The sequence below is a fragment of the Flavobacterium terrae genome, from assembly GCF_900142035.1.
Classification (GTDB): domain Bacteria; phylum Bacteroidota; class Bacteroidia; order Flavobacteriales; family Flavobacteriaceae; genus Flavobacterium; species Flavobacterium terrae.
Genome location: NZ_FQZI01000003.1, coordinates 509,253 through 535,041 on the forward strand (window position 1 = coordinate 509,253; position 25,789 = coordinate 535,041).

A 25,789-nucleotide genomic window follows, 5' to 3' on the forward strand; every position below is an offset into this window, starting at 1 on the left:
TAATGCCAATTTCAGAAAACTTCACTTCCATATACTCTCATGAGTGGGAAATCAATTTTACACAATGTGCTCCAAATGGTTTTTTGAAGTATGTTGATTTATGCAATTTGCTTCAGCTTACTGCTGCTGAACATTCGATACTTGGAGGACTTAGCTTTAATGATATGCAAGAATATCATCAGGCTTGGGTTTTGAGTAGAATTAGAGTTGAAGTGTCCAAATTACCCAAATGGCAAGATAAAGTAACCGTTAAAACTTGGATAGAAAGCCTTGAAGGAAACAAATCGATTCGTAACATAGAAATGTATTTGAATGATACCAAAATAGCTGGAGCAACTACGTATTGGGCAGTTTTAAATACTCAACTTCGTAAATCAGAAGCTTTAGCATTACCTCATGAACATTTTGAAAAATTTCCTGATTGGAAAGCAACAGAAAAATCTTTTTCAAGAATCAGCATCAGTGAGGAAACAAATACAATTAGCGAAAGAAAAGTGCTATTATCTGATTTAGATATTGTAAACCACGCTAACAATACAAAATACTTAGAGTGGTGTCTTGATGCAATTGATGCAAAAAAAGTGCTTAAACAGCAAATAAATGCGTTTGAAATGAACTTTCTACGTGAATTGAACTTAAATGATATTGTAAACATCAATTGCAATGAGAATCAAAATCATTTTACAGTAAGCAAAGATCATAAAGTGTGCTTTGCTTTGCTTCTAGAATAAACAAAAAGTCCCAGCTCAATGCTAGGACTTTTTGTTTGTATAAGATTATTTCTTTACTACTAATCTGAAACCTTCTCCGTGAATGTTTAAAATTTCAACATTCTCATCCGATTTAAGATACTTACGAAGTTTAGCGATGTACACATCCATACTTCTTGAAGTAAAGTAGTTATCGTCTCTCCAAATTTTAGTAAGCGCTAATTCTCTTGGCATCAAATCATTTTCATGCAATGCAAGCATTTTCAACAATTCGTTTTCCTTTGGTGACAATTTGATTGGTTCATCTCCAGGGAATGTCAAGAAACGAAGTTTTGAGTTTAATTGGAACTTACCAATTTCAAATTCAAATTTTGCAACATCTGCTTTTACTTCAGATGCTTTTCTTTGAATGATTGCTTTAATCTTCATCAATAAAACTTCTGAATCAAAAGGCTTGTTCAAATAGTCATCTGCTCCAACTTTGTATCCCTTTAAAACATCTTCTTTCATTGTTTTAGCAGTTAAGAAAATAATAGGAACCTCTTTGTTCTTTTCTCTAATTTCTTTTGCCAATGTAAATCCATCCTTATAAGGCATCATTACATCAAGTATACATAAGTCGTAGTTATCTTTTTTAAATTTTTCGAAACCTTCCATACCATTTTTGGCAAGAGTAACTTCGAAATCATTCATAGACAAATAGTCCCGAAGTATCGACCCAAAGTTTGGATCATCTTCTACTAATAATATTTTTTTGCTTGTATCCATAATTTAATAAATTAATGGTAGTTTGATTATAAATGTACTTCCTTTTCCTTTTTCGCTTTCGACCATTACTTCTCCGTGATGATCATCTACTATTCTTTTTACATAAGCTAAACCAAGTCCGTGACCTTTGACATTGTGAATATCTCCAGTATGTTCTCTATAAAACTTATCAAATATTTTCTTTTGTGCAGCTTTACTGATACCTTGTCCTTGATCTTTAACTTTGATAACAATAAAGTTTTTAATATTTTCTGACGTTACATTAATTACCGGTCTTTCGGGAGAATATTTAATAGCATTTTCCAAAATATTAACCAAAACGTTTGTAAAATGAACATCGTTTAATAAAACAGTTGTCTTGACTGCTTTTAAATCAACATTAATTGTTCCTTCTCTATCTTCAACAATTAAGCTCACGTGCTCAACTGCTTCCTCAATAATATCATGCATATTACATGATTCCTTCTTAATATCAAGCTCTTTTCTCTCGAGTTTAGAAATACGCAATACATTTTCAACCTGTGCATGCATACGTTTATTTTCGTCCTTAATCATTTGAAGATAACGATGTACTTTTTCTTTATCATCAATAATTTTAGGATTCTTAATCGCATCAAGAGCTAAATTTATTGTTGCAATTGGAGTCTTAAACTCATGAGTCATATTATTTATGAAGTCTGTTTTGATTTCAGAAATATGACGTTGTTTATTTAACTGGTTTAATGCTGTATAATAGGCAACAATAATAATTGCTGTAAACAAAAACGCTAATGTTGCAATACCTATTAAATCTGATATAAGAAAAGCTTTTTTCTTAGGAAAAGAGACCAATAATTGATATTTGCTAATCCCGTCATTATCCGTAAAAATAGGCGTATCAAACGTAGTCTTTTTATCAAATTTGAATTTTTCAGATTTTACTTTGGTTGCTAAACCATTACTGTAAATCCCAAACTCAAATGGTGTTTTTATACCATATTCTCTCAATTCTTTTTCAAAAAGATTTTTGAGTTGATGAGGAGTTACTCTCTGAGTGATAGATCTAGTTGCAGCAATATCTTTAAAATTAATTTGAAAAGTAGCTTTGTCTAGAATATCTACAACACCAGATTTAGTAATTTTTTCAGACGGAATAACATTATTATTCATATCTGAATTAACTATATTCTGATTGTAAACTTCAGTTACACGTTTTGCAACATAATTTTTAATTCTTGTTGAATCATTATTTTTATCAAAGAACGAAGCTGATACTGAATAATCTTCAGGAATGATACTACTTGAGTAAATAATTGTTTCATTTGTTAATTCGTTTTTTTCGACATAAAAAAACTTCATTAACTCACTACGTTGTGGCGTTTTCCCAATACTATCTTTTAATTGATTGAATCTTCTTAAAAAAGTATAGGTTTCCTGTTCTTCAACATTTTTAGCTACATTAGCTACAACTTGTTTTACTTGATACTTAAATTGTTCTTCCTTATTTTTAAAAGAAGCATTAATCAAATAACCTTGTACAGCAATAATACCCAGTAGGGCAATAGTCATTAAAACAACCACAAAACGAAACAAGGTCTTATTCATTGCTACAAATTTAACATTTTAACATTTGAGTCTTAAAAAGATTAACCAAATATTAACAAAGAGCTTGTTTACTGTTTTTTCTTTAAAATTTTAAGAATTTGTAAAAACTGCTCTTTTGCAAGGTCTAAACTTTCATTGTATATAACAAAATCGCTGCGTTCAATTCTTTCTTGTTCAGAGATTTGATTTTTTATTCTTTGCAAAACTTCTTCTCTTTTTACATTGTCACGCTTTACAACTCTATCGATTCGAGTTTCTTCTGAAGCTGTTACTGTAATTACTTTATCACAATATTTATAACTCCCGCTTTCAAACAAGATTGCAGCTTCTTTTACAACAAAAGGGTGATTTGAATTTTGAGTTACCCAATCATCAAAATGCTTTTTTACTAATGGGTGAACAATAGAATTTAGCCTTTTAAGTTGTTCAGGATTATTAAAAACAATTTCAGATAATGCTTTCCGATCTATCTGATTGTTTTGAATTATTTTATCGCCAAATTCCTTTCTTACTTTTTCTACCGTTATAGGATTAAGCATTATTTTTTTTGCCTCATCATCAGCTATATATACAGGAATTCCTTCGCCTTCAAAAAGTCTTGCAATGGTTGTTTTACCACTTCCTATTCCTCCTGTTAATCCTATAATTTTGGTCATCTAAACTTTGAAGAATAATTCAGGAAAAGCCTCCTGTGGCTTTTTCTTGAGAATATTAATTTTAATGAATGATTCTATAAAACCCAATCCGTATCCAAAAAATTGTCTCCACAATGCTATGATTGATAAAAAACCTACATAAACATTTCTATTTTTAATGCTTGAAGCTAAAAATATGAGAACAGTATAAGCAAAATATAATTTAAGAATCCAATCAAAGGCAAAAATTAAAGAAAGTACTCCTATTATGAATACTATGACGAATAAAGATGGTAAATAAAAAGTAGGTTTTGCATATTCAGGATACCAACTGTTTAAAATTGGTCTAGCTTTACCAAACTTATTAACTTGAATATAGAACTTTTCCCAGTCAATTCTTCTTTTATGGTATACAAATGCTTTAGAAATTAATTTAGTTTTAAAACCAAGTTTCCACAAACGTATACTCAAATCTGGATCTTCTCCTGGATGTATATTAGAAAATCCTTTTGAAGCTTCAAAAGCTTTTCTAGAAATACCCATATTAAAACTTCTTGGTTGAAATTTTTCCAGCTTTTCTGTTCCTCCCCTTACTCCTCCAGTAGTCAAAACAGATGTCATTGTAAAGTTAATCGCCTTTTGCACAGGCGAAAAACTAGGCAACATATTATCAGGACCTCCAAAGCAGTCTACGTACTCTTCAGTAAGACTTTTATCAACTTCTAAAAGATAATTCTCTGGAATAATACAATCTGAGTCTAAAACCAAAAAATAATCCCCTTTTGCATAAGTCATACCAAAGTTTCTAGAATCACCAGGACCAGAATTATATTTTAAATAATAGGTTATAGTAAGTTTATTTTTATACTTATCTATAACACTTTCACAAGGAATCGACGATCCGTCTTCAATAATAACTACTTCAAATGGCTTTGAATAGGTTTGTTTTGTTAAACTCTCAAGTAGTTCATCAATCTCGTCAGGGCGATTAAAAACAGGTATAATAAACGAATAGTTCATTCGATACTTTTTTGGCAAAGTTACATTTTTAACAAAAAAAGTCATCACTAAGGATGACTTTTTTAACATTTATATTCTGAATATTATTCTTTTATAATCTTGATTGTATTTTCTAAACCATCAACAGTTACTTTTACTAGATAAGTACCAGTAGATAATCTTGATAAATCAACTTGAGATTGCATTGCATTTACAGATTTTGACAAAACCTCTTGCCCTAATAAATTATGAACAGAAACTTTGGAAATTTCTTTAGTGTAAGATAAGTTTAGTACATCTTTCACTGGATTTGGATAAGCTTTAAATCCTTCTAAGTTGAATGAAGATGTACTCAATGAAGCATCATATGCAGAAACCGCAAATGTTCCAGTTTCATCATTTCCATATTCCCAAACTCTAAAATACAATACTTCTCCAGGTGTTCTAGCTGTTAATGATATTAAAGGATGGTCTCCCGAAGCACTAGATAAATCATCACAATCTTCAAGAATTAAAGCTCCACAAGAACCACTATAAACTGCCCCACCTGTGTCAGTTAAATTTCCTGCTATTTCATTAACTTCAAAAGTAATAGATCCTGAGGCTGGAACAACTGCACTATACCAAACATCGCCTCCTGAATAACTCGCACATGCAGGATCTGGAATAGATGGATCAGCCACTTCAGAATCTGTAGCAGATTCATTTGTTCCTACAATATCATTTGCAGCAAAATCAGCACCAGGTGTTAAAACAGTCGCTCCTATACAATCATCATTAGCTGGTGGTGGCGGAGCTGCTTGAGTTGTAAAACTATACTCTACACAACCTGTAGCACTACCTCCAGCATTAACTGAAATTACTTGCCAGTAATATGTTGTAGAATAATCTAAACCTGTTATAATTTCAGTAAGATTTGTAGTATTACCTAAAAGAGTTAAAGTACCAGGACTTGTTCCTAAATAAACATCGTATCCATCCGGCATAGAACCTGTAACTGGAGCAGTCCAAGCGAAAGAAGTTCCTGTAGCTGTTAAAGTAACATTTGTAGCGCCGTTTGCTGGAGTAGTCAATGTAGCACATTCTGGAGCAAAAGGTAAAGTTGAAAAAGCGAATGGTCCAGACCAAAGACTTTCTCCATTACCACCACCACATACTGCACGAACATAAAACTCATAATCAGTATCTGCAGTTAAACCTGAATTAACTAAAAAAGAAGTATTATCGTTAACATTTGGATGAGACGGAGCTCCTGAAGGTGCTCCTCCACCAGCAGTAGTTACGTGTAAATCCCAAGCAGTTTCAGCACAACCCACATTCCAACTTAATTCAACAGAACTTGTAGTAGCATTTGCTGCAGATAATCCAGTTGGTTGAGGACAAGCCACAGCAGCAGAAATTGTTATCAAATAATCTTCTACTTCTCCATAACTATTATTTGTACAAGGTGTAACAGCAGAACCATTAGTATTAAACATTGCTCTTACTCTCAAACGATGTTGTCCTAATGGTGGATTACATGATAAAACAATTGGAAAAGTTGCAGAACTACCTAAAACTCCTACTTGTCCACTACCTGTAACCTGACCTACTGAAAAACCAATTCTTTCCGTAACATTATCAAAAACTCCATCATCATTATAATCAATCCAAGCTGCATAACCTTCTGAATATTGTCCTGCATAAACAGTACAACCATAAGAACTACCAGCCTGTAAAGTTGTAGTCAAAGCACCATCAGAAGTATAATCTGAATAACCCGCTGTCCCACTTGGACATCCTGTTCCTGAATCATTATCCAAAGTATTCAAAGTAACTCTAGCGATAACATCACCATCCGTACATCCAAAAGTTGTTGTTGGCGTACAATAATTAACTGTTGCCCCTGTAGTAAATGATTGTATAGCACAACCTGTTGCACTTCCATTTGCATTTTTAGGAACAACTTGCCAATAATAAGTTGTATTTGCCAATAATGGAGCAGCAGGAGTATATGTTAAGCCAGTAGTATTCCCTGCTAAACCTGGAGTAGCAGATGTTCCAAAATAAACATCATAAGAAGTTGGCCCACCTGTAGCTGCGGTCCAGCTTAAAACAGGATTTCTAGCCACTCCTGTTGCAACATCAGCAGGCAATAACCCTGAAGCACAGTTAGGCGGAGTTAAAGCAACTTGAGAAATGACTACACTGTCAATATAAAAATAACAATCACCTCCTGTATGCGTACCATTAAATCTTAATTGAAAATCTGATCCTGCTGGAACGGTACCAGCCGGAATTGAACCCGTCCAAGTAGCACATGCAGTCACAGATGTTGTAGTAACATTTCCAAATGTATTCCAAGTACCACCATTATCTGCAGAATATTGAATATCAACAGAAACACCTACACCATCTCCTGTAGAATATTCTGTTGACTTCCAAACAAAAGACACATCAATTTGTTGTCCATTTGACGCTGCTACATAATTAGGAGTTGTAACAGAACCTGCTGGCCCTGAAGACCAAAAATTTCTTCTCAAAGAAGCTGTTGCAACACACGGTGTTGTTGTTGATCTGGAAAAGCTAACATATGTCCAGCCAGCTGGGGTTGCAGTAGCTTCAAATCCCTCATTTACTGACATTTGTGCTTTTACATCCCATAAACCTAGGAGTAAAAACAACAATAAAGTAATTTTTTTCATAAAATGTTATGTTTGATTATTTTTACTAATTTAATAATTTTTTAATAAAAAAGCATAAAACAAACAATAATATCGGTAAAAAACACAAAAACCATGCTTATGCATGGTTTTTGTTGAATATTTTTAAGAAATACTTAATTCTTAACTATTTTTATTGTTTTAGATTGACCTTCAGAAGTTACTTTAACAAAATAGTTCCCAGAGTTTAGACTAGAGATATTAATTTGCCCTTGAGATGCATTTAAATCTTTAGCTAAAACCTTTTGTCCTAACATATTAAAAACTTCAACAGATGATATCTCTGATGAATGTGATAAATTCAACACATCACTTACTGGATTAGGATATGCTTTGAAATTAACAAAACTAAAAGAATCATTTGCCAATGATGTATCTGTAAGTTTTAAAGTAAATGTTCCTTGTTCTGCTGAACCACTCCAAACTTGAACATAATAAGTTGATCCTGCAACCAGCCCTGTCATAGCTTCGGTTGAAGAAGTAGTAAAATCAGAATTACAAGTGCCTGTAACTGGAGTTAAAGATGAGCAATCAACTCCTTCATAAACATTAAAATTTCCAGAAGTCATAGTTCCATTAGTAACCACACATTCTACAGTTCCTGAAGTTGGTGCAACAAATGAAAACCAAACATCTTGAATTGCACCAAAAAGATCACAAGAAGGCTGAGTTGAAGATACGTCTCCATAAGAGTTATCAGAATTTGTAGTTGAACCATCAACATTAACCGCAAGAGCAGAGGCACAAGTCTGATTTGGAACTGCCGGAGGATTTATTGTAGCACAAGTAACATTCATAATGTAATTTCCAGTACTAGTAGAATTCCAACCTTCTATTGCAATATAATATGTAGTAGTTCCATCAGAATTAAAATTTAATTTAGATCTAGTTCCAGCTCCAGGACAAGCAGTTGTCCCTGCATCATCATTTCCTGCTACTAATGTTAAATTACCTGATGTACCAGTATAAACTAAAACAGATGTATCATAATTAGAACCACACAATTCTAAAGTCACTGTTTGAGCGATGCCTGATCCTGTAAAAGAATACCAAACATTTGGAGCATCCATATCTGCACCAAATCCATCAGGAGCAGAATCTTCGTCTAGAGTTGCATAAGTTGTACTTCCACTGTAAGTATTACCACAAGCTATTGGTTGAGCATTAGCAAAATTATCATTTGCTGGTGGCGATAATGTTGTGCCTGAAGCCTCATTTGTTCCAGTAGAAACATTAAAGTAAAAATCATAAGGCCCTGAACCACATCTTACGTATTCATATACTTTAGCATAATAAGTAGTACCGTTAGTTAATCCTGTAACTGTAACAGAAGTTCCTGTTCCATCATAAACAATTTGTTCTCCACTTCCAGCATAAGCTGCACTAGCTGTTAATGCTGGTCCATTACCATTCATTGGATCTGTAAATGAATTTACTGTATTAAAAATAACAACTCTTCTATTCCCATTTCCGTTTGTCCATGAAAAAGGCAATGAAGTTAAGGTTGCAGTCCCAGATGTCATAACAGTTGCTTGCGTAGCGGGAGCTGATGGCGGATTAATACTTACTGAAGCTGTTTGCGCTGACTGTCCAGAAACTGTACAGGTAACATTCAATCTATAATAAATTGTTGATCCGACAAAAGCCGGCGGTGTATAAGTAGCTGTTGTCGCTCCCGTACCTCCAACAACTGGAGCCCAAGCATCAGTTGCTCCATTATCATCAGATTCCTCCCATTGAAAAGTAATACCTGTTGCTCCAGTAGTGTAACCTGTCGCTACTAAATTTGAAGGTGTTGAACCTATACAAATATTCTGTGTTGCTGGAGTTATAGAACCTGCTACTGGAGTTCCTGCACAAGGCGTTGGAGGAGTGAACCTAAAAATCTGATTAGTTGCTGGCTTAGTATTAATATTTGTTATTGAAGTTGAACTACTAACTGCTGGTGAAGAAACATTAGTCAAATTCAAATAACTACCTGCACCAGAACCCGTTGCTGAGCCTATACCAATTGATGCAGAACCTGAACTAACTGCTGTTGCCTCTTGTCTATAAATAAACTCAATAATATTAGTGGTTTCATACAATTTAACTTGAAAACTTATTACTGGAGTTGATGAAGCATAATTCCATTCCCAATTTTTCCATTCAACGGTAAGTACTCTATTAGGAGCGGTACCAGTTAACTCATAACTCGCTAAAGAAGAAGCTGGAGTTGCTCCATCTAAATCATCCCATAAAGGAGCAATAATAGGTCTTGAATTTGCATTAGCAGTGCTAAAATCATTTCCAGTTAATGATGAAGTTCCAGTCATATTAAAACTAATTAAACCATTGGAACTCATTTTAAATTGTGTATAACTCACTCCTTCATAAACAAATGTAAATCCAATGTTCTGAGCAGAACTCATAAAGGTATCTGCTCTAACGCCTGAAATAGTTGTCGCCCCAGCACTGTTGTCAGTATAAGTTCCCGTTGTACTTAAGAAACCATACGTCGATGCCGATTGTGCAAACGATGACATAATACTAAACATCGCTAACAACATTAATAAAGTAATTTTTTTCATAAATAATAGTTTGATTTGACCACTAATTTACAAAAAATTAACACTCCTTTAAATAATTAAATAATCAATTCGATAAAAAACAAAAAAACCATGCAAATTGCATGGTTTTTCTTAATAATATCTGAATTAACGATTTTACAAAATACTTGGTATATTAACCATTTCATCAGTATCTGCTAAGTAGTCTACTCCATCAAATCCAAATCCGAAAAGATTTAAGAAATCATGCTTGTATCCTGCCAAATCCCCAATCTCTTTTAAAGTATCTGTATCTGCTTTAGACCACAAGGATTTAACAGTATCTTGAACATCAGCACGCATTTCCCAGTCATCTATCCTAATACGACCTTTATCATCTAATGACACTTCTCCTCCGTTATACAATCTATCGGCAAATAAACGTTGCATTTGCTCTATACAACCCTCATGCAATCCTTTTTCTTTCATTGTTTTATATAACAACGATATATACAATGGAATAACAGGGATCGCTGAACTTGCTTGAGTAACTAAGGCTTTATTTACAGACACGTAAGCTTTTCCTCCTAAATCTTTTAATACATCAGAAATTTCAAAAGCTGTAGCTTCCAAATGATCCTTTGCTCTACCAATAGTTCCTTTACGATAAACCGCTTCTGTAACTTCTGGTCCAATATACGAATAAGCAACTGTCGTAGCGCCATCAGCCAATACTCCAGCATTTTTCATAGCCTCAATCCACATAGTCCAATCTTCTCCACCCATAACAACAACTGTGTTATCAATATCTTCTTGTACAGCTGGTTCAATGGAAACCTGAGAAACTACACCTGTATGAAAATCAACCGTTTTATCAGAAAAAGTTTGACCAATAGGTTTTAAAGCTGAACGATGTAAAACTCCTGTTTTAGGATGTAATCGTACTGGTGATGCTAAACTATAGATAATTAAATCTACTTGACCTAGGTCAGACTTAATCATATCTATTGTTTTTTGTTTTATTTCATCAGAAAAAGCATCTCCATTAATACTTTTAGCATATAAACCAGCTTTTTGAGCTTCTTGTTCGAAAGCAGCTGAATTATACCATCCTGGAGTAGCTGTTTTCCCTGGAGCTGGTTCTTTTTCAAAGAAAACTCCAATAGTAGAAGCTCCAGATCCAAATGCTGCAGTAATTCTTGAAGCTAAACCAAATCCTGTTGAAGCTCCAACAACTAAAACTCTTTTTGGTCCATTTATTTCTCCTTTAGACTTTACATATTCAATTTGATTTTTAATGCTTTGCGCACACCCTTCAGGATGAGCTGTTAAACATATAAATCCTCGCATTCTAGGCTCTATAATCATAATTTATTTTAATTAGTTTGTATGGCAAATTTAATCTAAATAATTAGTTAAGCAAAGCTTTTGCATGTGTAATAGCTGATTCAGAAATATCTTTGCCTGAAAGCATTTCTGCTATTTCTACTACTCTTTCTTCGCTATTTAATAATTTGAGTTCTGATACAGTTGTATCTTCTTTATCAGACTTAAATACTTTATAATGTTGATCACCTTTTGCAGCAATTTGTGGCAAATGTGTTATGGCAAAAACCTGCATTTTCAAACTCATCACCTTCATTATATCACCCATTTTTTGAGCAATTTCTCCAGAAACTCCAGTGTCTATTTCGTCAAAAATTATAGTTGGTAATTTAGAATAATCTGCCAGAATCGATTTCACCGCAAGCATAATTCTTGACATTTCTCCTCCCGATGCTACTTTTTTAAGCAAACCGAAATCTGTACCCTTATTTGCAGAAAACAACAATAGAATTTCATCTTTACCTGTAGTCAAAAAGCTTTCTGATAATTTGAATTCAAATGAAAATCTTGCATTAGGCATACCTAATTGTGACAAAACATCTACAATTTTATCAATCAATATAGGCGCAGCTGATTTTCTACTTTCTGTAATTTTTGAAGACAGTTGTTCTAAAGAAATTTCTTGTTCTTCTAAATTCTTAATTAGCTTTAAAATTTTACTATCTAAATCATCGGCTAAAACTACTTTTGAATCTAAATCATTTTGAATTTCTAAAAGCTCTTCAACAGTAGCAACATTGTGTTTTTTTTGAAGGTTGTATATTATTTGTAGTTTCTGACTTACCAACTCCAATTTTTCTGGATCATTGAATAACTTTTCAGCTTGAATCAATACTTCTTTTGAAATATCATCAAACTCAATTAAAACACTTGAAACTCTATCTAATAAATTTTTATAATCTTCCGATAAGTTGGCTACTTTTTGTAGTGAGTTTTTAACTTCTTTTAAACTTTGTATAATCCCAATTTCTTCTTCATTAGCCAATCCCAGAGATTTGTCTAAATTTTCCTTTATGAATTCAACATTATTAAGCTTCTCATAAGTTGATTCTAATTCTATTTGTTCACCAGCTTTTAAATTTGCTGAAAGTAATTCTTCTAATAAAAATGAATTATAATCTGCCTCTTTAGAGAGAGATTCTTTTTCATTTTGAAGTTTTTTTAATTCACTTTTTATTGATTTAAATTCAGAAAGATGTTTTTTGTATTCAGCTAAAATATCTTGATTATTAGCAATTGCGTCAAGAATTTCAATCTGATAAGACTCTTCTGTTAATTCTCTAGTTTGATGTTGTGAATGAATATCTATTAAAAACTCTCCTAAATCTTGTAATTCAGACAAGTTTACAGGGCTGTCATTTATAAAAGCTCTAGATTTACCCGATGGTAAAATTTCTCTACGAATTATCGTTTGATCTTCATAATCTAAATCATTAGATTCAAAAAACGCTTTTAAAGCATATTTAGTCAAATCAAAATGAGCTTCAATAATACATTTTTGCTCTTTATCTTTTAAAGAAGTTAAATCAGCTCGATTTCCTAGAACTAATCCTAATGCACCTAATAGTATCGATTTTCCTGCACCAGTTTCACCAGTAATAATAGAAAATTGGTTAGAAAAATTCATTTCTAACTGTTCAATTAATGCGAAATTTTTAATTGATAATGATGTAAGCATTTGGCAAATTTAGTAACTAATTTGACTCCATTTGCTAGAATTAGTAGGAGATAATCTATTTAAGTTATCAACAACTTCAGTAATATCTACTTTGGGACCATCAGTAAATATATTAAGTATTTCATCTGCTTTAGCATCAAAAAATACTCGTGTTAAATATGCATTGGGGCGAACATTTGAAACTTCTCTGAGAGTTTTTAATGCCTTTCTAATACCTTCTTTACCTTCCTTAAGATTATCAGACATTTTGTCTAAAGCACCATAATGGTATTCATAGATAGCTTTTCTAAAAGGCGCATAAGTGGGAGAAATCATATCATTAACTAAATAATATCTATTTTGATTTCCATTAGAAGTCCATGCTTTTTCTTGAGTTTGCTGAGCATTATTTACAATATTCATTGCATTTTCTAATGCTTTAGTTCCTCCTTCAGGTGAAAATGAATCTGCATCAACAGCGATGATCATATTAGCATAAAAAGCTAATATTGATAATAAATTAGAATCAAATGAATTAGGATTGAAAATTAAATTTTGAAATTCAGTGTACGTAAAACTAACATCCTTATCATTAATATTCAGGATAGGAGAATTATAAGTAGAATTAAAAATAGGTCTTGAAGCTTGAACCTGTAATATCGCTGTAAATTGATCTACATTATTATAACTCAAAACATTAAAGAAAAAAGAACAATTAATCTTTTCAGGTCCTTTAAAAGTTTTATCAGTCCATTTCGTATTGTTTAAAAACTCTGTTAATGATTTTTGCAACGTTTTAAATACTTGTTGATTAGTTGCAGCAACCTGATCAGTATTAAATGTGACTGTACAATTTAATTCTTGCGCTTGCGATAAGCTAAAAATAAAAAGTATAAAAACCGTAAAATATTTACGCATAATGTGTTATAATTTTATTTACAATATCTATGGCCACATCCTCTTTAGATTTTAATTCTTGAGGTTCAACTAAAAAGTTTTTATCGATGAATGTTACTTTATTAGTTGGTTTTCCAAATCCTGCACCCGAATCATTTAAAGAGTTAAGCACAATCAAATCTAAGTTTTTTTTCTGGATTTTTTGCTTAGCATGTTCAATTTCATTTTCTGTTTCCAATGCAAAGCCTATCAAAAATTGATTTTTCTTAATTTGACCTAATGAAGCTAAAATATCTTTTGTTTTTTCTAACTCTATTGTAAACGAAGAATCTGACTTTTTTATTTTCTGAGAAGCAATGTTTTTAGGCCTATAATCTGCAACAGCTGCAGCAGCAATAGCCACATCTACATCATTAAAATACTCATGACATGCGTTGTACATTTCTTCTGTAGAAGTAATTCTAATTAAATTAATGGAAGAATTCCTAACTTTTAAATGGGTAGGTCCAGATACCAAAATAACTTGTGCACCTAATCCAGCAGCGGCATTAGCAATGTCAAATCCCATCTTACCCGAAGAGTGATTACCTATAAAGCGAACCGGATCAATAGCTTCGTATGTAGGCCCTGCTGTAACCAAGATCTTTTTTCCTTTAAGTGGTAATTTATTTTCTATATCTTTTTCAAGAAAAGAAATAATATTTTCAGGTTCAGCCATTCGGCCCTCTCCTGACAAACCACTTGCTAATTCTCCATTTTCTGCTGGTATTATTGTATTACCAAAACGTTTTAGTGCTTCAAAACTAGACAAAGTTGATGGATGTTTGTACATGTCTAAATCCATAGCTGGTGCAAAATATACAGGACATTTTGCAGAAAGATATGTTGCAATAAGTAAATTATCACAATTACCATTAACCATTTTAGACATAGTATTCGCAGTGGCAGGAGCAATAATCATATAATCTGCCCAAAGAGCTAAATCAACATGATTATTCCATACCCCATTTCCTTCTTCTTCATTAAAAAAGGAAGAATAAACTGGATTTTTAGATAATGTAGAAAGTGTTAAGGGAGTAACAAAATCTAAAGAAGCAGGTGTCATAATCACTTGGACCTGAGCACCTGCTTTTATAAAAAGTCTAACCAATAATGCTGACTTATAAGCGGCAATTCCACCAGAAACACCTAGTATTATTTTTTTACCACTTAAAACAGACATGACGGTTGTTGTTTTATTTTGTAGATTTATAGTAAATTTTATTCTCTAACCATTCTTGAACAGCTAAAGCGTGAGGCTTTGGTAATTTTTCATAAAACTTAGAAACTTCGATTTGTTCTTTGTTTTCAAAAATTTCCTCTAGGCTATCATTATATGTAGCAAATTCTTCTAACTTTTCAATTAACTCTTTTTTGATTTCTGAGTTAATTTGATTAGCTCTTCTTGCCATAATTGTGATAGCTTCATAAACATTTCCGGTTGGCTCTTCAATTAAACTTTTGTTATAAGTTATTGTGTTTACCGGAGCAGTTGTTTTCTTTAAATCCATCCTTTTACTTATTTTGAAATTGTTGTAAATCCTTATCTATTCTTGCTAACATTTCATCAGCTTTATCTTTATACTCTGTACTTGAATTAAATTTAATTAAAGCACTATAAGCTGTTTTTGCAGCATTTAATCTCTCCTCCATTTTACTTGGCACACTATTTATAGCTAACTGGTAACTAGAATCAAACTTGTAGTATAAAGCTTTTTCTTTGAATGGTGTACCAGGATAATCAGAAATAAAATTATCTAATGCTTTGATAGCAGCTTTAAAATCTGAAATCGTATTATATTGTCTTGCTATTTCAAACGCTTTTTTCTCAAGCTTTTCTCTCAATTCTTTAATAGTCGCATTCGCCTCTGGAGAATATTTAGAATCAGGATACTTATCTATAAAATTTTGCATTTTAGTTATAGCTTTTTCAGTATCTACTTGGTCTAGAGTGTAAACTGGAGATAATTCATAGTACGATTTTGCTCCAAGAAAAGATGCCTCTTCAGCTTTTTCACTTTTTGGATACATAGCCGCCAAGCTTTCAAACTGATAACCTGATAAATAATATTGTTTTGTTTTGTAATAAGACTGCGCAAACATATATGTTAGCTTTTCTCCTTCTGGCTTTCCTCTGTAAGCAGGAGCAATTTGTTCAAACAAGCGTATTGCTTTGTTATATTTCTCTGCTTCATATTTCTTTTCTGCTGCTTGTAATTTAACTGCAACATCTTCAGATTTAAGAGCTTTTTGATATTCACTGCAAGAAGACAAAGCAAAAACAAGCAGAAATATATATAGTAATTTATTCATATTTATTCAAAATCCTCAATTTCATTGGTCTTTTTTGACCACAAAACGAACCGCAAATTTAGTTATTAATTTGTATATACAAAACTTTATTTTTATTACTTCAACAACTGTTTTGTAAAAGCATCCAGTCGATTAGCTAAACTTTCATTTACATTCACTAAAGGTAGTCTAACTGTATTTTCAGAAAGCTGTAATGATTTGAAAATTTCTTTTACACCACCAGGATTTCCTTGCTCAAAAATCATATCAATGCTGTCCATTAACTCATAATGCAAAGCATATGCTTCATCTACTTTTCTCTCTAACCCTAAACGAACCATAGTAGAAAATTCTTTTGGATATCCTTCACCTATAACAGATATAACTCCCGCACCACCAGCTAACACCATTGGCAAAGTAATCATATCATCCCCTGAAATTACAAGAAAATCTTTAGGCTTATGTTGAATCAATTTCATTGCTTGAACAATATCACCAGCCGCTTCTTTTATACCTATTATATTCTTAAAGTCATTAGCAAGGCGCAAAACAGTTTCTGGCAACATATTACTTGCAGTTCTTCCTGGTACATTATAAACAATTACTGGAATTGGAGAATTCTCTGCAATCATTTTAAAATGTTGATAAATCCCTTCTTGTGTTGGCTTGTTATAGTAAGGTGATACAGATAAAATGGCCTGAAAATTAGAAAAATCTCTATTTTTTAACTCCTCAACTACCTTAAGAGTATTATTTCCTCCTACTCCTAATACTAAAGGCAATCTTCCGTTGTTAGCTTCAACGATTGTATTAATTACTAATTCTTTTTCATCTTGTGATAAAGTTGCAGATTCGGCAGTTGTTCCTAAAACAACTAAGTACTCTACTCCTCCTTCTGTAACATAGTTTACAATTCTTTTTAAAGCTTCAGTATCAACCGAAAAATCTTTTTTGAAAGGAGTTACAAGGGCTACTCCTGTCCCAACAAATGCTTGCATGTTTAAATTTTGTTTAAAATTTTTAAATATCTGAACAACTCATGTACAAAAACTTTGTAGTTTTCTACATTAGTATTAATCATTAAATGATTGAGTCTTTTATCAACTGTAGAAAATCCAACTTTAAACAAAGCTTTTGATTGATGTGTTGCTAAAAGAAGTGTTTTTTTTTCAGTATCATAGTAACTTATGAGCATATCAAAAGGAAATTTTAAAAATTCAGCTACAAATTCTTGCTTAAATTCACCTCTCCAATTCATATTTTTCCTACTGAAAGTATCATGAACTAACTGTTCATTTTTCTTAATTTTATTTTTAAATATTAGAATTTTTATATCCTCTTGAACAATGCCACTCGTTATCAATTCCTTTACCAGCTCTTCGGTTTGCTGGAAATAGCTCTCATCTACTAACACACCTACTGTTTTAATTGATGAGTTAAGTGCACTGGGCTTGACATTATCTAAACTAGATTTTAATATTTTTTTTAATGATAATTCTTTTATATACTTTATAAACATATTACATTTACCGTTTCAAAACTTAAGAACAAATTTAAGCAATTAAGATTCGATTAATATGGTAAATGTAAAAAAGAGTGTCACAGTTTTAAAGCATTTTGTTTTAATTTTAACGTTATCGTTAATGGGATACGAATGTGCAGCACAAACTGTAGTCACAATTATTGAAGGAAAACAAATTAATGTTAATGAAAATTACCCCACTAAACAAGAGTACGAAGCTTTAGTTTCTCCTTACAGGGATAAAATCAACAAAGACCTTGATGCTGTTTTAGCCATTTGTCCAGAAACATTAGACAAAAGCAAAGGACAATGGCAATCTAACATAGGTAATATGCTTGCTAGTGTTGTATTAGAAAAAGGTAATCCTGTTTTTAACAAAAGAGAAAACAAAAATATTGATTTATGTATTTTAAACCATGGAGGTATTAGAGCTATTATGCCTCAAGGAAATGTTTCTGCAAGAACTGCTTTTGAAATCCAACCTTTTGAAAACTCTGCTATTGTTGTTGGTATTAAAGGAGAACAAATTGCTGAGTTTGCAGACTATTTTGTAAAAGAGAAAAAACCTCACCCAACAGCGGGAATTTCTTTCACTATAACTGTAGATAACAAAGTAAAAGATATAAAAGTAAATAATGAACCACTAGTTTTAGACAAGGTTTATTATGTTGTTACTTCAGATTATTTAGCTAATGGTGGAGACAAAATGGATTTTTTCAAAAAAAATGTATCCTCTACAATTCTTGATTACAAATTAAGAAACATGTTAATTGATTACATGAAAGATGTAGATACAATTAAAGTAAACAATGAAGTTAGAATAAACCAAGAAAAATAACACTAATGAAAAGAAGAGATTTTATCCAAAAAACTGCAGCTGGAACTACATTATTAGGTCTTGGAGGTTTATCATTGAGTAGTTTTGACTCTGCTGTTGATGTTAAAAAGATTACAATTTTACATACAAACGATACACATAGCCATATTGATCCATTTCCAGCAACACACCCAAAGAACCCGAATCAAGGAGGTGTAGCAAGAAGAGCAGCTTTAATTGAACAAATTAGAAAAACTGAACCTAATGTTTTATTACTTGATGCTGGTGATATTTTTCAAGGAACTCCATACTTTAACTATTACGGAGGTGAATTGGAATTTAAACTAATGAGCATGATGCAATATGATTTAGCTACAATAGGAAATCATGATTTTGACAATGGTGTTGATGGATTATTAGCACAATTACCACATGCAAAATTTGATTTTGTATCTGCAAATTATGATTTCAAAAACACTGTACTTGATACTTTTGTAAAACCTTATAAAATCTTCAAAAAAGATGGCATCAAGATTGGTGTATTTGGTCTAGGAGTTGAATTAGATGGATTAGTAGACAAAAACCTATACAAAGAAACTAAATACTACAACCCAATCGAAATAGCTACAGATATTACTAAAAAGCTAAAAGATGAAGAAAAATGTGATTTAGTAATTTGTCTTTCTCACATTGGTTTTGAATATAAAAATGATGCAAACAAAGTTTGTGACATCATGTTAGCTAAAAAAACAAGAAATATCGATTTAATTATTGGAGGTCACACTCATACTTTCTTAGACAAACCAGTAATAGAAAAAAACTTAGATGGTCAGGAGGTTTTAATTAACCAAGTTGGTGCGTATGGAATCAATTTAGGAAGAATTGACTTTTATTTTGACAATAAAATGAATTTATCAGCTAGCGGAAGAAGAATTTTTATTTAAATCTTTTTGTTCTGACAAAATAATAAATTTATAAAAACCATATTGGGCGAAACAATACAAAGCCATAGATATGGGTTGAAAAGTGATAACAGAAAGATAAAAGAGCTTTATAACTAAAAGTATTTGATTTACTGTGAAAAGTAAAGTACTGATTAAAAGCCAATAGTTTTTTCTGTTATCATTTATCATATAAACCCCTACCGATAATCCTCCTAAAAAACTCATAAACATAGCCTGGATAATATATACAAATAAACCATCTCCGAGTTCATCAATCGTCAAACAAGTCAGATAAAAGTATATAAACAAAAAGGGAAGGCTACCTATAATTACAGGAAAATAACTCTTAATCTTAACAAATTTCATTATTAAGTATATGGTTATAATTCTGTAAACTAAGAAAGTTGTTGCTCCAAAAATAATAAAATCAAAATCTTCATTATATATGAAAAGCATATTTGCAATGAATGCAAAAAAAAGCGCGATTAAATAATATAGATTTCTAACAGATGATGTAGTCCAATAAAGAAGCATCAAAATGGGCATTAAAAGCATTTTGAATATAAAAATAAAACTTCGATATTCGAAAAACTCTGCAATTGCTTCAGATAGAGAAACTAAAAAGAAAAGAGCAATTAACATATTTGCCTCGGAAGACGAACTGATTTGCTTTATATTATCTTTATCTTCCTTCATTTTCAAGTTTTTTCTTCTAATAAATCATTAGTACTTGTTATGTACTTCACCATATAATAGTATGAAATAAATTGTCCTGCTACATTTAATGATACAAAAATATCAATCTTTAGGTAAAAATTATAAATGGCAAAAAAAACATCAGAGACGATAAAACAAATACACATTAGTAAAGCATAATAACTTCTCAAAGATGACTTATTTAAGTGATTATAACATATTAGCGCTGACAAGATACTTAACAGAATTCCATAAAAAACAAAAACATTAAACTCTAGTTGATCCATGCCCTTCATTAAATCTAAAATAACTGTCAGAACAAATAAAAAAAATACAGAAAATCCAATTAAAGAAATAACTTTTTTATTTACAAAACTTTTAATTCCTATATCTGTGAGAATAAAATATGTAAAAATTGAATACATACAAATATTTAAAAAAGCAATAGGTAAAGTCCCGTTTGGTAAATTGATAAGCACAATCATATCGGCCGCAAAGCTGCAAAAAACTGCTGTAGTAAAAAGTAAGTTAATTTCTCCTTTACAAAGTTGAACATAAAAAAAGTAAATTGAAGGAACAATCATAGGTTTAGCAATCAATTCAAAAGTTTCATAATTGAAAGTAACCCCAATAACAGCAAATATTGTGGCTACAAAATATAAAACCAAAGATGGATTATTAAACTTCATTAATACTATTTATATATTCATTATTTTCCATGTATCTATAATTATTCCTTCTTAAGAAATAAACAACAATAAAAAAATACGAGATAATCTGTAGTGTAAATTCAAGATAATTTAATGCCTCAATACTAAAAATCATATTTGTAACCACAAAAATAACATCTGCAATTAAAGCGAATACAGCTGCAATCAATATGTTGAAAGCAAAATCAAAATCAGTTTCTAAATATGAGTACAAACTAAAAGAAATATACAATGCTAAAACGATTCCATATGCAATAACTGGCAAAACAAAATCTGGGTTTGTTTTAGCAAAAGACTCAATCAAATAATACATTGCCACCATTAATGCTGTAAACGCACTAAATACAACTGCTACATTTATTTTGCTTAGCTTCTTTATTTTCAACACAAAAACATCTTCAACTACAACTCTCAAGAGCAAAAGATAAGGTATAAAATCCAATGCCATTACATACAGAGTCGCTTCCTCTATTTCTAAAAGAGTTATAACATCTGAAATAAAATAAATAAATAAAATTGCTATCAAGCTACTATCTATTTTAAAATCGTTTACTGTTACATAATAAATAAACAATGCAGGAATAATAGAAGGCTTGGTTAACAACATTAACCATTCGCTATCACAAATCATAGCAATGATTGCTAAAATACTAGCAATTATATAAAAATATACCGGAGCGTTTTTAATTATCATTTATCAATTGTTCAAAATCAGTTTCTGATATTATAGGCACACCTAATTGATTTGCTTTTTCAAGTTTAGCCGGCCCCATATTATCTCCAGCAACAACATAATTTGTTTTAGCAGAAATTGAGCTTCCTACCTTTCCGCCATTATCTTCAATTGCCTTTTTTAGTTCATCTCGTGAAAACTTTTCAAATACTCCTGAAACAACAAATATTTTACCTGAAAGTTTATCTGAAATTGTTGTACTTTCCTCTTCAACTAATTCTAATTGAACACCATATTGCTTTAATCTATTTACAATAATCTGGTTTTCTTGGTTTTGAAAAAACTCAACTACGCTTTGCGCAATTTTTTCACCAATCTCATCAACAAATGTCAAATCGGTGACAGAAGCTGATGCAATAGCTTCAATTGATTTGTAATGTTTAGCTAACTTTTTAGCAACTGTTTCGCCAACATATCTTATTCCTAAAGCATATAAAACTCTATCAAATTTAATTTCCTTAGACTTCTCTATTCCATTAATCAAGTTTTCTGCGGACTTTTCTGCCATTCGTTCCAAAGGAATGATTTGTTCTTTTTTTAGCTCATATAAATCAGCATAATTTGTAACCAATCCATTATTAAATAATAAAGCAACTGTTTCACCACCTAAACCTTCGATATCCATTGCTTTTCTAGTGATATAATGCTGGATTCTTCCAATGATTTGAGGTGGACAACCATAAAAATTTGGACAATAATGATTTGCTTCTCCTTCTTTTCTTTCCAAAATTGTATCACACTCTGGACATTTTGAAATATATTCGGTCACAACGGCGCTTGCGTTTCTTTTTGATAAATCAACGCCAATTATTTTAGGAATAATCTCCCCTCCTTTTTCAACAAAAACTTCATCCCCTATACGAATATCAAGCTTTTCAATTTGATCTGCATTATGCAATGAAGCCCTTTTTACAATTGTTCCTGCTAATTGAACCGGTTCCAAGTTTGCTACAGGAGTAATTGCTCCCGTTCTTCCTACTTGATAGGATATAGAATTTAGTATAGTAGAAACTTGTTCTGCTTTAAACTTATAAGCAATTGCCCAACGTGGAGATTTTGCTGTATAACCTAATTCTGCTTGATGATTCAAATCATTAACCTTAATTACCACTCCGTCGGTTTCATATGGTAAATTATGTCGATGGGTATCCCAGTATTCGATAAACTCAAAAACTTCATCCATAGAATTCGCTAATTTCGACTGAGTAGGAACTTTGAACCCCCATTGTCTTGCTTTTTCAAGTCCTTCAAAATGAGAAGAAAAAGGCAAATTAGCAGCTACAAGTGAATACAATAAACAATCTAAAGGTCGTTTTGCCACTTCAGCACTGTCTTGTAATTTTAAACTTCCTGAAGCAGTATTTCTTGGATTAGAATAAGGTGTTTCTCCAATTTCAATTAACTCCTGATTCATTTTTTCAAAACCAGCTAATGGTAATATAATTTCACCTCTTATATCGAATTTTTCAGGAAAATCACCTTTTAATTGTATTGGTACTGCTTTAATTGTTTTTATATTATTTGTAACATCATCACCTTGAAATCCATCACCACGAGTGAGAGCTCGTTTTAATTTTCCGTTTTCATACGTAATACTTATAGAAGCACCATCATATTTAAGCTCACAAACATAACTCATAGGAACATTACCTAATATCTTTTGAGCTCTAACTTCCCAATCTAACAAATCTTCCTTTGAATAGGAATTATCCAATGAATACATTCTGTTTTCATGAACAATTGTCTCAAAGTTTTTAGTTACAGCACCTCCAACTCTTTGAGTAGGTGAATTTTCATCAAAGTATTCAGGATGCTTACTTTCTAATTCTTGAAGTAGTTTTAGTTTTCCATCAAATTCAAAGTCGGAAATAGTAGGATTATCTAAAACGTAATAATTATAGTTATGCTGATTAAGCTCCTCTCTAAGGGCTTTAATTTGCTCTAAAACGCTCATATATAAAAAGAAAAAATTGGTCAGTTAGTTTATGCAACTAATTTAACCAATTTCTGATAAAATATAGATTTATAAAGAAAACTATTTCTCTAAAATCGAATTCATTTGATCGTAAAGTTCTCCTTTACTAAATATAGCACCTTGCTTTATTAATTCAAAAATTTCTCCATTCCTGTCACCAGCAAAAACTTTTTGCCCACGTTGAACCTCAACAGTATCTGTAAACAAATTATCGCTTAGCCATTCAAGGCCTTTTTTAGTTAAAAAATCAACTTCAGCGACATCTGTTTTTATAATAATAGTCTGTAAATGAACCTCGGTACAATGAAATAAGAAAATATAATGATTAGAATAATGTTCTAAATATTTTGCATTGGTTAATACTCCTTCCCAAATTAAATCTGAAAACACATCGATTTCCTGTTCTGCAACTTCTGGTTTATGTTCTTTAATTAAATCCCATTCGTTCTTATCAATTTGTTGAGCAGCTAAAAAATTGATAAACTCAGAATGTAATTCTTCTAATTGTTCTTTTGATAATCTTGTGTATTTCATTATGTCTTATTAATTGTAGTTTTCTTAAAATTTATATCATAATCTTCTCTCAGAGTGTTAAATAATCTGTCCCAAATTAATGTATACAAACCATAATTTCCATGAAAGGATTTGTGATGTGCGTTATGTGCGGTTCCTGTATTTATCCATTTACCAATAAGTGTTTTATTGAAATTTTTAGGATATAATTCATATCCTAAATGTCCATATACATTATAAATTATTTGAAATAACATGAACACAAAAAAAGCATTGCGATGCACCGGAACTGTAAACACAATTAAAGGAACAATACCTGTTTCTATAACCGCCTCTAAAGGATGAAAAGCATATGCTGTCCATGGAGAAGGATTTGTAGATTTATGATGAATTAAATGCACTTTTCGATACAAAACAGGATTATGCATTAAACGATGCATCCAATAAAAATAGGCATCATGTAAAAGAAACATCCATAAAAAACTAAAAGCAAAATAATACCAATTATCTATTGGAGTGTAAATAACATTATTGTACTCCTTAAAGGTATTCATGCATAAATATGCAACCGAAGAAAAAATGAACATTGAAACAATCGAATATTTCACATCTCTAAAATAGTGTTCACTTTTAGGAAATTTATATTGTAATCTAAATTGTTGCCATTTATCTTTAAATAGAACATAGCACAATAAAAAAGTAAAACCAGCTAAAATAAAGTATCTAGAGGATATAACAGAAACAACTTTAAGCCAAGCGTTAACGTCAAAATTTTCCATAAAAATGTTTTTCCAAACAAAAGTAAAGAATATAGAATAAAAAAAGTCTCTGAAGGTTCAGAGACTTTTAAAAATATTTTCTTAAAAATTAAGCTTGTTCAGCAACAATTTCGTAAGCTAAATCAACGATTACATCACGGTGTAAACGAACTGATGCATTGTATTTACCAGTTCTTTTAACGATACCTGAAGTAATGAATTTTTTATCAATTGAATGACCGTTTTTCTCTAAAACAACAGCTAAATCAGCATTAGTAACAGATCCAAAAAGTTTCTCCCCTCCTGCTTTAGCAGTGATTTTGATATCTAAAGCTTTTAATGCTTCAGCTAATGATTTAGCATCTGCAACAACTTTAGCTTCTTTGTGAGCTTTTTGTTTTAAGTTCTCAGCTAATACTTTTTTTGCTGATGGAGTAGCTAATACAGCTAATCCTTGAGGGATTAAAAAGTTACGTCCGTATCCTGGCTTAACAGTAACTACGTCATCTTTAAATCCTAAGTTTTGAACGTCTTGTTTTAATATAATTTCCATGTTGTTGTCCTTTTGTATTTTTTAGAAGTTAGTCCCGACGTTGTCGGGACAACAACTAGACTTTAATAATTATTTTAATAAATCAGCTACGTATGGCATTAAAGCTAAGTGACGTGCTCTTTTTACTGCTACAGATACTTTTCTTTGGTATTTTAAAGAAGTTCCTGTTAAACGACGAGGAAGGATTTTACCTTGCTCATTTACGAATTTTAACAAGAAGTCAGCATCTTTATAGTCGATGTATTTGATTCCTGATTTTTTGAAACGACAATATTTTTTTTGTTTGTTCGTATCAATGTTTAAAGGCGTTAAATATCTGATATCTCCGTCTTTTTTTCCTTTTGCAGATTGCTCGATTGTTGACATGATAA

At 31.5% G+C, this 25,789-nt stretch carries 25 protein-coding genes; 3 read left to right on the top strand and 22 right to left on the bottom strand.

Going from position 1 to position 25,789, the window contains the following annotated elements:
- Positions 1-2 precede the first annotated feature (2 nt).
- The gene (locus BUC09_RS10310; protein WP_073311238.1) at positions 3-731 is read left to right on the top strand and encodes an acyl-[acyl-carrier-protein] thioesterase; all 729 of its coding nucleotides are present in this window, start codon (positions 3-5) and stop codon (positions 729-731) included.
- A 45-nt stretch (positions 732-776) separates the two neighbouring features.
- Here BUC09_RS10310 and BUC09_RS10315 read toward each other — a convergent pair whose 3' ends face one another.
- The 14 genes from BUC09_RS10315 to BUC09_RS10380 all read right to left on the bottom strand — a co-directional run bounded on the left by BUC09_RS10315 (position 777) and on the right by BUC09_RS10380 (position 17,716).
- Positions 777-1,478 (bottom strand): response regulator transcription factor, encoded by a 702-nt coding sequence (locus BUC09_RS10315; RefSeq protein WP_073311239.1) that lies wholly within the window; start codon positions 1,476-1,478, stop codon positions 777-779.
- 3 nt (positions 1,479-1,481) lie between these two features.
- Complete coding sequence (locus tag BUC09_RS10320; protein ID WP_073311241.1) at positions 1,482-3,062, bottom strand: sensor histidine kinase; 1,581 nt, start codon at positions 3,060-3,062, stop codon at positions 1,482-1,484.
- 68 nt (positions 3,063-3,130) lie between these two features.
- Positions 3,131-3,718, bottom strand: coding sequence for a dephospho-CoA kinase (gene coaE, locus BUC09_RS10325; protein WP_073311243.1), 588 nt, complete (start codon positions 3,716-3,718; stop codon positions 3,131-3,133).
- Positions 3,719-4,717 carry a glycosyltransferase family 2 protein gene (locus tag BUC09_RS10330; RefSeq protein ID WP_073311355.1) on the bottom strand — a complete coding sequence of 333 codons (999 nt, stop codon included), beginning with the start codon at positions 4,715-4,717 and terminating at the stop codon, positions 3,719-3,721.
- An 83-nt stretch (positions 4,718-4,800) separates the two neighbouring features.
- Positions 4,801-7,380 carry a GEVED domain-containing protein gene (locus BUC09_RS10335; protein WP_073311245.1) on the bottom strand — a complete coding sequence of 860 codons (2,580 nt, stop codon included), beginning with the start codon at positions 7,378-7,380 and terminating at the stop codon, positions 4,801-4,803.
- A gap of 134 nt (positions 7,381-7,514) precedes the next feature.
- Positions 7,515-9,968: a T9SS type A sorting domain-containing protein gene (locus BUC09_RS10340; protein ID WP_073311247.1), complete on the bottom strand. Its 2,454-nt coding sequence runs from the start codon at positions 9,966-9,968 to the stop codon at positions 7,515-7,517.
- A gap of 135 nt (positions 9,969-10,103) precedes the next feature.
- Positions 10,104-11,294 carry an enoyl-ACP reductase FabV gene (gene fabV, locus BUC09_RS10345; RefSeq protein WP_073311250.1) on the bottom strand — a complete coding sequence of 397 codons (1,191 nt, stop codon included), beginning with the start codon at positions 11,292-11,294 and terminating at the stop codon, positions 10,104-10,106.
- Positions 11,295-11,337: 43 nt separating this feature from the next.
- Complete coding sequence (gene recN, locus BUC09_RS10350; protein ID WP_073311252.1) at positions 11,338-12,990, bottom strand: DNA repair protein RecN; 1,653 nt, start codon at positions 12,988-12,990, stop codon at positions 11,338-11,340.
- Positions 12,991-12,999: 9 nt separating this feature from the next.
- On the bottom strand, positions 13,000-13,887 hold the full coding sequence (gene porD, locus BUC09_RS10355; RefSeq protein ID WP_073311254.1) for a type IX secretion system protein PorD: 888 nt from the start codon (positions 13,885-13,887) through the stop codon (positions 13,000-13,002).
- Positions 13,880-15,088, bottom strand: a complete 1,209-nt coding sequence (gene coaBC / locus BUC09_RS10360; RefSeq protein ID WP_073311256.1) for a bifunctional phosphopantothenoylcysteine decarboxylase/phosphopantothenate--cysteine ligase CoaBC — start codon at positions 15,086-15,088, stop codon at positions 13,880-13,882. Before coaBC ends, porD begins: the two co-directional genes overlap by 8 nt.
- A 13-nt stretch (positions 15,089-15,101) precedes the next feature.
- Positions 15,102-15,416, bottom strand: a complete 315-nt coding sequence (locus BUC09_RS10365) for a DNA-directed RNA polymerase subunit omega (RefSeq protein WP_073311258.1) — start codon at positions 15,414-15,416, stop codon at positions 15,102-15,104.
- Positions 15,417-15,420: 4 nt separating this feature from the next.
- Positions 15,421-16,218 carry an outer membrane protein assembly factor BamD gene (locus tag BUC09_RS10370; RefSeq protein WP_073311260.1) on the bottom strand — a complete coding sequence of 266 codons (798 nt, stop codon included), beginning with the start codon at positions 16,216-16,218 and terminating at the stop codon, positions 15,421-15,423.
- A gap of 95 nt (positions 16,219-16,313) precedes the next feature.
- Positions 16,314-17,195: a 4-hydroxy-tetrahydrodipicolinate synthase gene (gene dapA, locus BUC09_RS10375; RefSeq protein ID WP_073311262.1), complete on the bottom strand. Its 882-nt coding sequence runs from the start codon at positions 17,193-17,195 to the stop codon at positions 16,314-16,316.
- 2 nt (positions 17,196-17,197) lie between these two features.
- Positions 17,198-17,716, bottom strand: a complete 519-nt coding sequence (locus tag BUC09_RS10380) for a DUF6913 domain-containing protein (RefSeq protein WP_073311263.1) — start codon at positions 17,714-17,716, stop codon at positions 17,198-17,200.
- A gap of 58 nt (positions 17,717-17,774) precedes the next feature.
- Here BUC09_RS10380 and BUC09_RS10385 point away from each other — a divergent pair, with 58 nt between their 5' ends.
- Both BUC09_RS10385 and BUC09_RS10390 read left to right on the top strand, forming a co-directional pair.
- On the top strand, positions 17,775-18,557 hold the full coding sequence (locus tag BUC09_RS10385) for a 5'-nucleotidase C-terminal domain-containing protein (RefSeq protein WP_073311265.1): 783 nt from the start codon (positions 17,775-17,777) through the stop codon (positions 18,555-18,557).
- A gap of 5 nt (positions 18,558-18,562) precedes the next feature.
- The gene (locus tag BUC09_RS10390; protein WP_073311267.1) at positions 18,563-19,480 is read left to right on the top strand and encodes a bifunctional metallophosphatase/5'-nucleotidase; all 918 of its coding nucleotides are present in this window, start codon (positions 18,563-18,565) and stop codon (positions 19,478-19,480) included.
- On the opposite strand, the gene BUC09_RS10395 is transcribed toward BUC09_RS10390, so the two are convergent.
- The 8 genes from BUC09_RS10395 to rpsR all read right to left on the bottom strand — a co-directional run bounded on the left by BUC09_RS10395 (position 19,451) and on the right by rpsR (position 25,784).
- A complete protein-coding gene (locus BUC09_RS10395) occupies positions 19,451-20,176 on the bottom strand; it encodes a lysoplasmalogenase family protein (RefSeq protein ID WP_073311268.1) in 726 nt (241 codons plus the stop codon). The genes BUC09_RS10390 and BUC09_RS10395 overlap by 30 nt on opposite strands.
- 2 nt (positions 20,177-20,178) lie before the next feature.
- Positions 20,179-20,865, bottom strand: coding sequence for a hypothetical protein (locus tag BUC09_RS10400; protein ID WP_073311270.1), 687 nt, complete (start codon positions 20,863-20,865; stop codon positions 20,179-20,181).
- Positions 20,855-21,580: a hypothetical protein gene (locus BUC09_RS10405; protein WP_073311272.1), complete on the bottom strand. Its 726-nt coding sequence runs from the start codon at positions 21,578-21,580 to the stop codon at positions 20,855-20,857. The genes BUC09_RS10400 and BUC09_RS10405 overlap by 11 nt, the downstream gene beginning before the upstream one ends.
- Complete coding sequence (gene ligA / locus BUC09_RS10410) at positions 21,570-23,573, bottom strand: NAD-dependent DNA ligase LigA (protein WP_073311274.1); 2,004 nt, start codon at positions 23,571-23,573, stop codon at positions 21,570-21,572. The genes BUC09_RS10405 and ligA overlap by 11 nt, the downstream gene beginning before the upstream one ends.
- An 81-nt stretch (positions 23,574-23,654) precedes the next feature.
- Positions 23,655-24,128, bottom strand: coding sequence for a DUF6495 family protein (locus BUC09_RS10415; protein WP_073311276.1), 474 nt, complete (start codon positions 24,126-24,128; stop codon positions 23,655-23,657).
- On the bottom strand, positions 24,128-24,886 hold the full coding sequence (locus BUC09_RS10420) for a sterol desaturase family protein (protein WP_073311278.1): 759 nt from the start codon (positions 24,884-24,886) through the stop codon (positions 24,128-24,130). Before BUC09_RS10420 ends, BUC09_RS10415 begins: the two co-directional genes overlap by 1 nt.
- Before the next feature lie 88 nt (positions 24,887-24,974).
- Positions 24,975-25,418 (bottom strand): 50S ribosomal protein L9, encoded by a 444-nt coding sequence (gene rplI, locus BUC09_RS10425; RefSeq protein ID WP_073311280.1) that lies wholly within the window; start codon positions 25,416-25,418, stop codon positions 24,975-24,977.
- A 69-nt stretch (positions 25,419-25,487) separates the two neighbouring features.
- Positions 25,488-25,784 (bottom strand): 30S ribosomal protein S18, encoded by a 297-nt coding sequence (gene rpsR, locus BUC09_RS10430; protein WP_073311282.1) that lies wholly within the window; start codon positions 25,782-25,784, stop codon positions 25,488-25,490.
- Positions 25,785-25,789: the final 5 nt, after the last annotated feature.

Bases quoted from the DNA above. Each gene is read 5' to 3' on its own strand.
- BUC09_RS10310 (WP_073311238.1), top strand. From the start codon at position 3: ATGCCAATTTCAGAAAACTTCACTTCCATATACTCTCATGAGTGGGAA.
- BUC09_RS10315 (WP_073311239.1), bottom strand. From the start codon at position 1,478: ATGGATACAAGCAAAAAAATATTATTAGTAGAAGATGATCCAAACTTT.
- BUC09_RS10320 (WP_073311241.1), bottom strand. From the start codon at position 3,062: ATGAATAAGACCTTGTTTCGTTTTGTGGTTGTTTTAATGACTATTGCC.
- coaE (WP_073311243.1), bottom strand. From the start codon at position 3,718: ATGACCAAAATTATAGGATTAACAGGAGGAATAGGAAGTGGTAAAACA.
- BUC09_RS10330 (WP_073311355.1), bottom strand. From the start codon at position 4,717: ATGAACTATTCGTTTATTATACCTGTTTTTAATCGCCCTGACGAGATT.
- BUC09_RS10335 (WP_073311245.1), bottom strand. From the start codon at position 7,380: ATGAAAAAAATTACTTTATTGTTGTTTTTACTCCTAGGTTTATGGGAT.
- BUC09_RS10340 (WP_073311247.1), bottom strand. From the start codon at position 9,968: ATGAAAAAAATTACTTTATTAATGTTGTTAGCGATGTTTAGTATTATG.
- fabV (WP_073311250.1), bottom strand. From the start codon at position 11,294: ATGATTATAGAGCCTAGAATGCGAGGATTTATATGTTTAACAGCTCAT.
- recN (WP_073311252.1), bottom strand. From the start codon at position 12,990: ATGCTTACATCATTATCAATTAAAAATTTCGCATTAATTGAACAGTTA.
- porD (WP_073311254.1), bottom strand. From the start codon at position 13,887: ATGCGTAAATATTTTACGGTTTTTATACTTTTTATTTTTAGCTTATCG.
- coaBC (WP_073311256.1), bottom strand. From the start codon at position 15,088: ATGTCTGTTTTAAGTGGTAAAAAAATAATACTAGGTGTTTCTGGTGGA.
- BUC09_RS10365 (WP_073311258.1), bottom strand. From the start codon at position 15,416: ATGGATTTAAAGAAAACAACTGCTCCGGTAAACACAATAACTTATAAC.
- BUC09_RS10370 (WP_073311260.1), bottom strand. From the start codon at position 16,218: ATGAATAAATTACTATATATATTTCTGCTTGTTTTTGCTTTGTCTTCT.
- dapA (WP_073311262.1), bottom strand. From the start codon at position 17,195: ATGCAAGCATTTGTTGGGACAGGAGTAGCCCTTGTAACTCCTTTCAAA.
- BUC09_RS10380 (WP_073311263.1), bottom strand. From the start codon at position 17,716: ATGTTTATAAAGTATATAAAAGAATTATCATTAAAAAAAATATTAAAA.
- BUC09_RS10385 (WP_073311265.1), top strand. From the start codon at position 17,775: ATGGTAAATGTAAAAAAGAGTGTCACAGTTTTAAAGCATTTTGTTTTA.
- BUC09_RS10390 (WP_073311267.1), top strand. From the start codon at position 18,563: ATGAAAAGAAGAGATTTTATCCAAAAAACTGCAGCTGGAACTACATTA.
- BUC09_RS10395 (WP_073311268.1), bottom strand. From the start codon at position 20,176: ATGAAGGAAGATAAAGATAATATAAAGCAAATCAGTTCGTCTTCCGAG.
- BUC09_RS10400 (WP_073311270.1), bottom strand. From the start codon at position 20,865: ATGAAGTTTAATAATCCATCTTTGGTTTTATATTTTGTAGCCACAATA.
- BUC09_RS10405 (WP_073311272.1), bottom strand. From the start codon at position 21,580: ATGATAATTAAAAACGCTCCGGTATATTTTTATATAATTGCTAGTATT.
- ligA (WP_073311274.1), bottom strand. From the start codon at position 23,573: ATGAGCGTTTTAGAGCAAATTAAAGCCCTTAGAGAGGAGCTTAATCAG.
- BUC09_RS10415 (WP_073311276.1), bottom strand. From the start codon at position 24,128: ATGAAATACACAAGATTATCAAAAGAACAATTAGAAGAATTACATTCT.
- BUC09_RS10420 (WP_073311278.1), bottom strand. From the start codon at position 24,886: ATGGAAAATTTTGACGTTAACGCTTGGCTTAAAGTTGTTTCTGTTATA.
- rplI (WP_073311280.1), bottom strand. From the start codon at position 25,418: ATGGAAATTATATTAAAACAAGACGTTCAAAACTTAGGATTTAAAGAT.
- rpsR (WP_073311282.1), bottom strand. From the start codon at position 25,784: ATGTCAACAATCGAGCAATCTGCAAAAGGAAAAAAAGACGGAGATATC.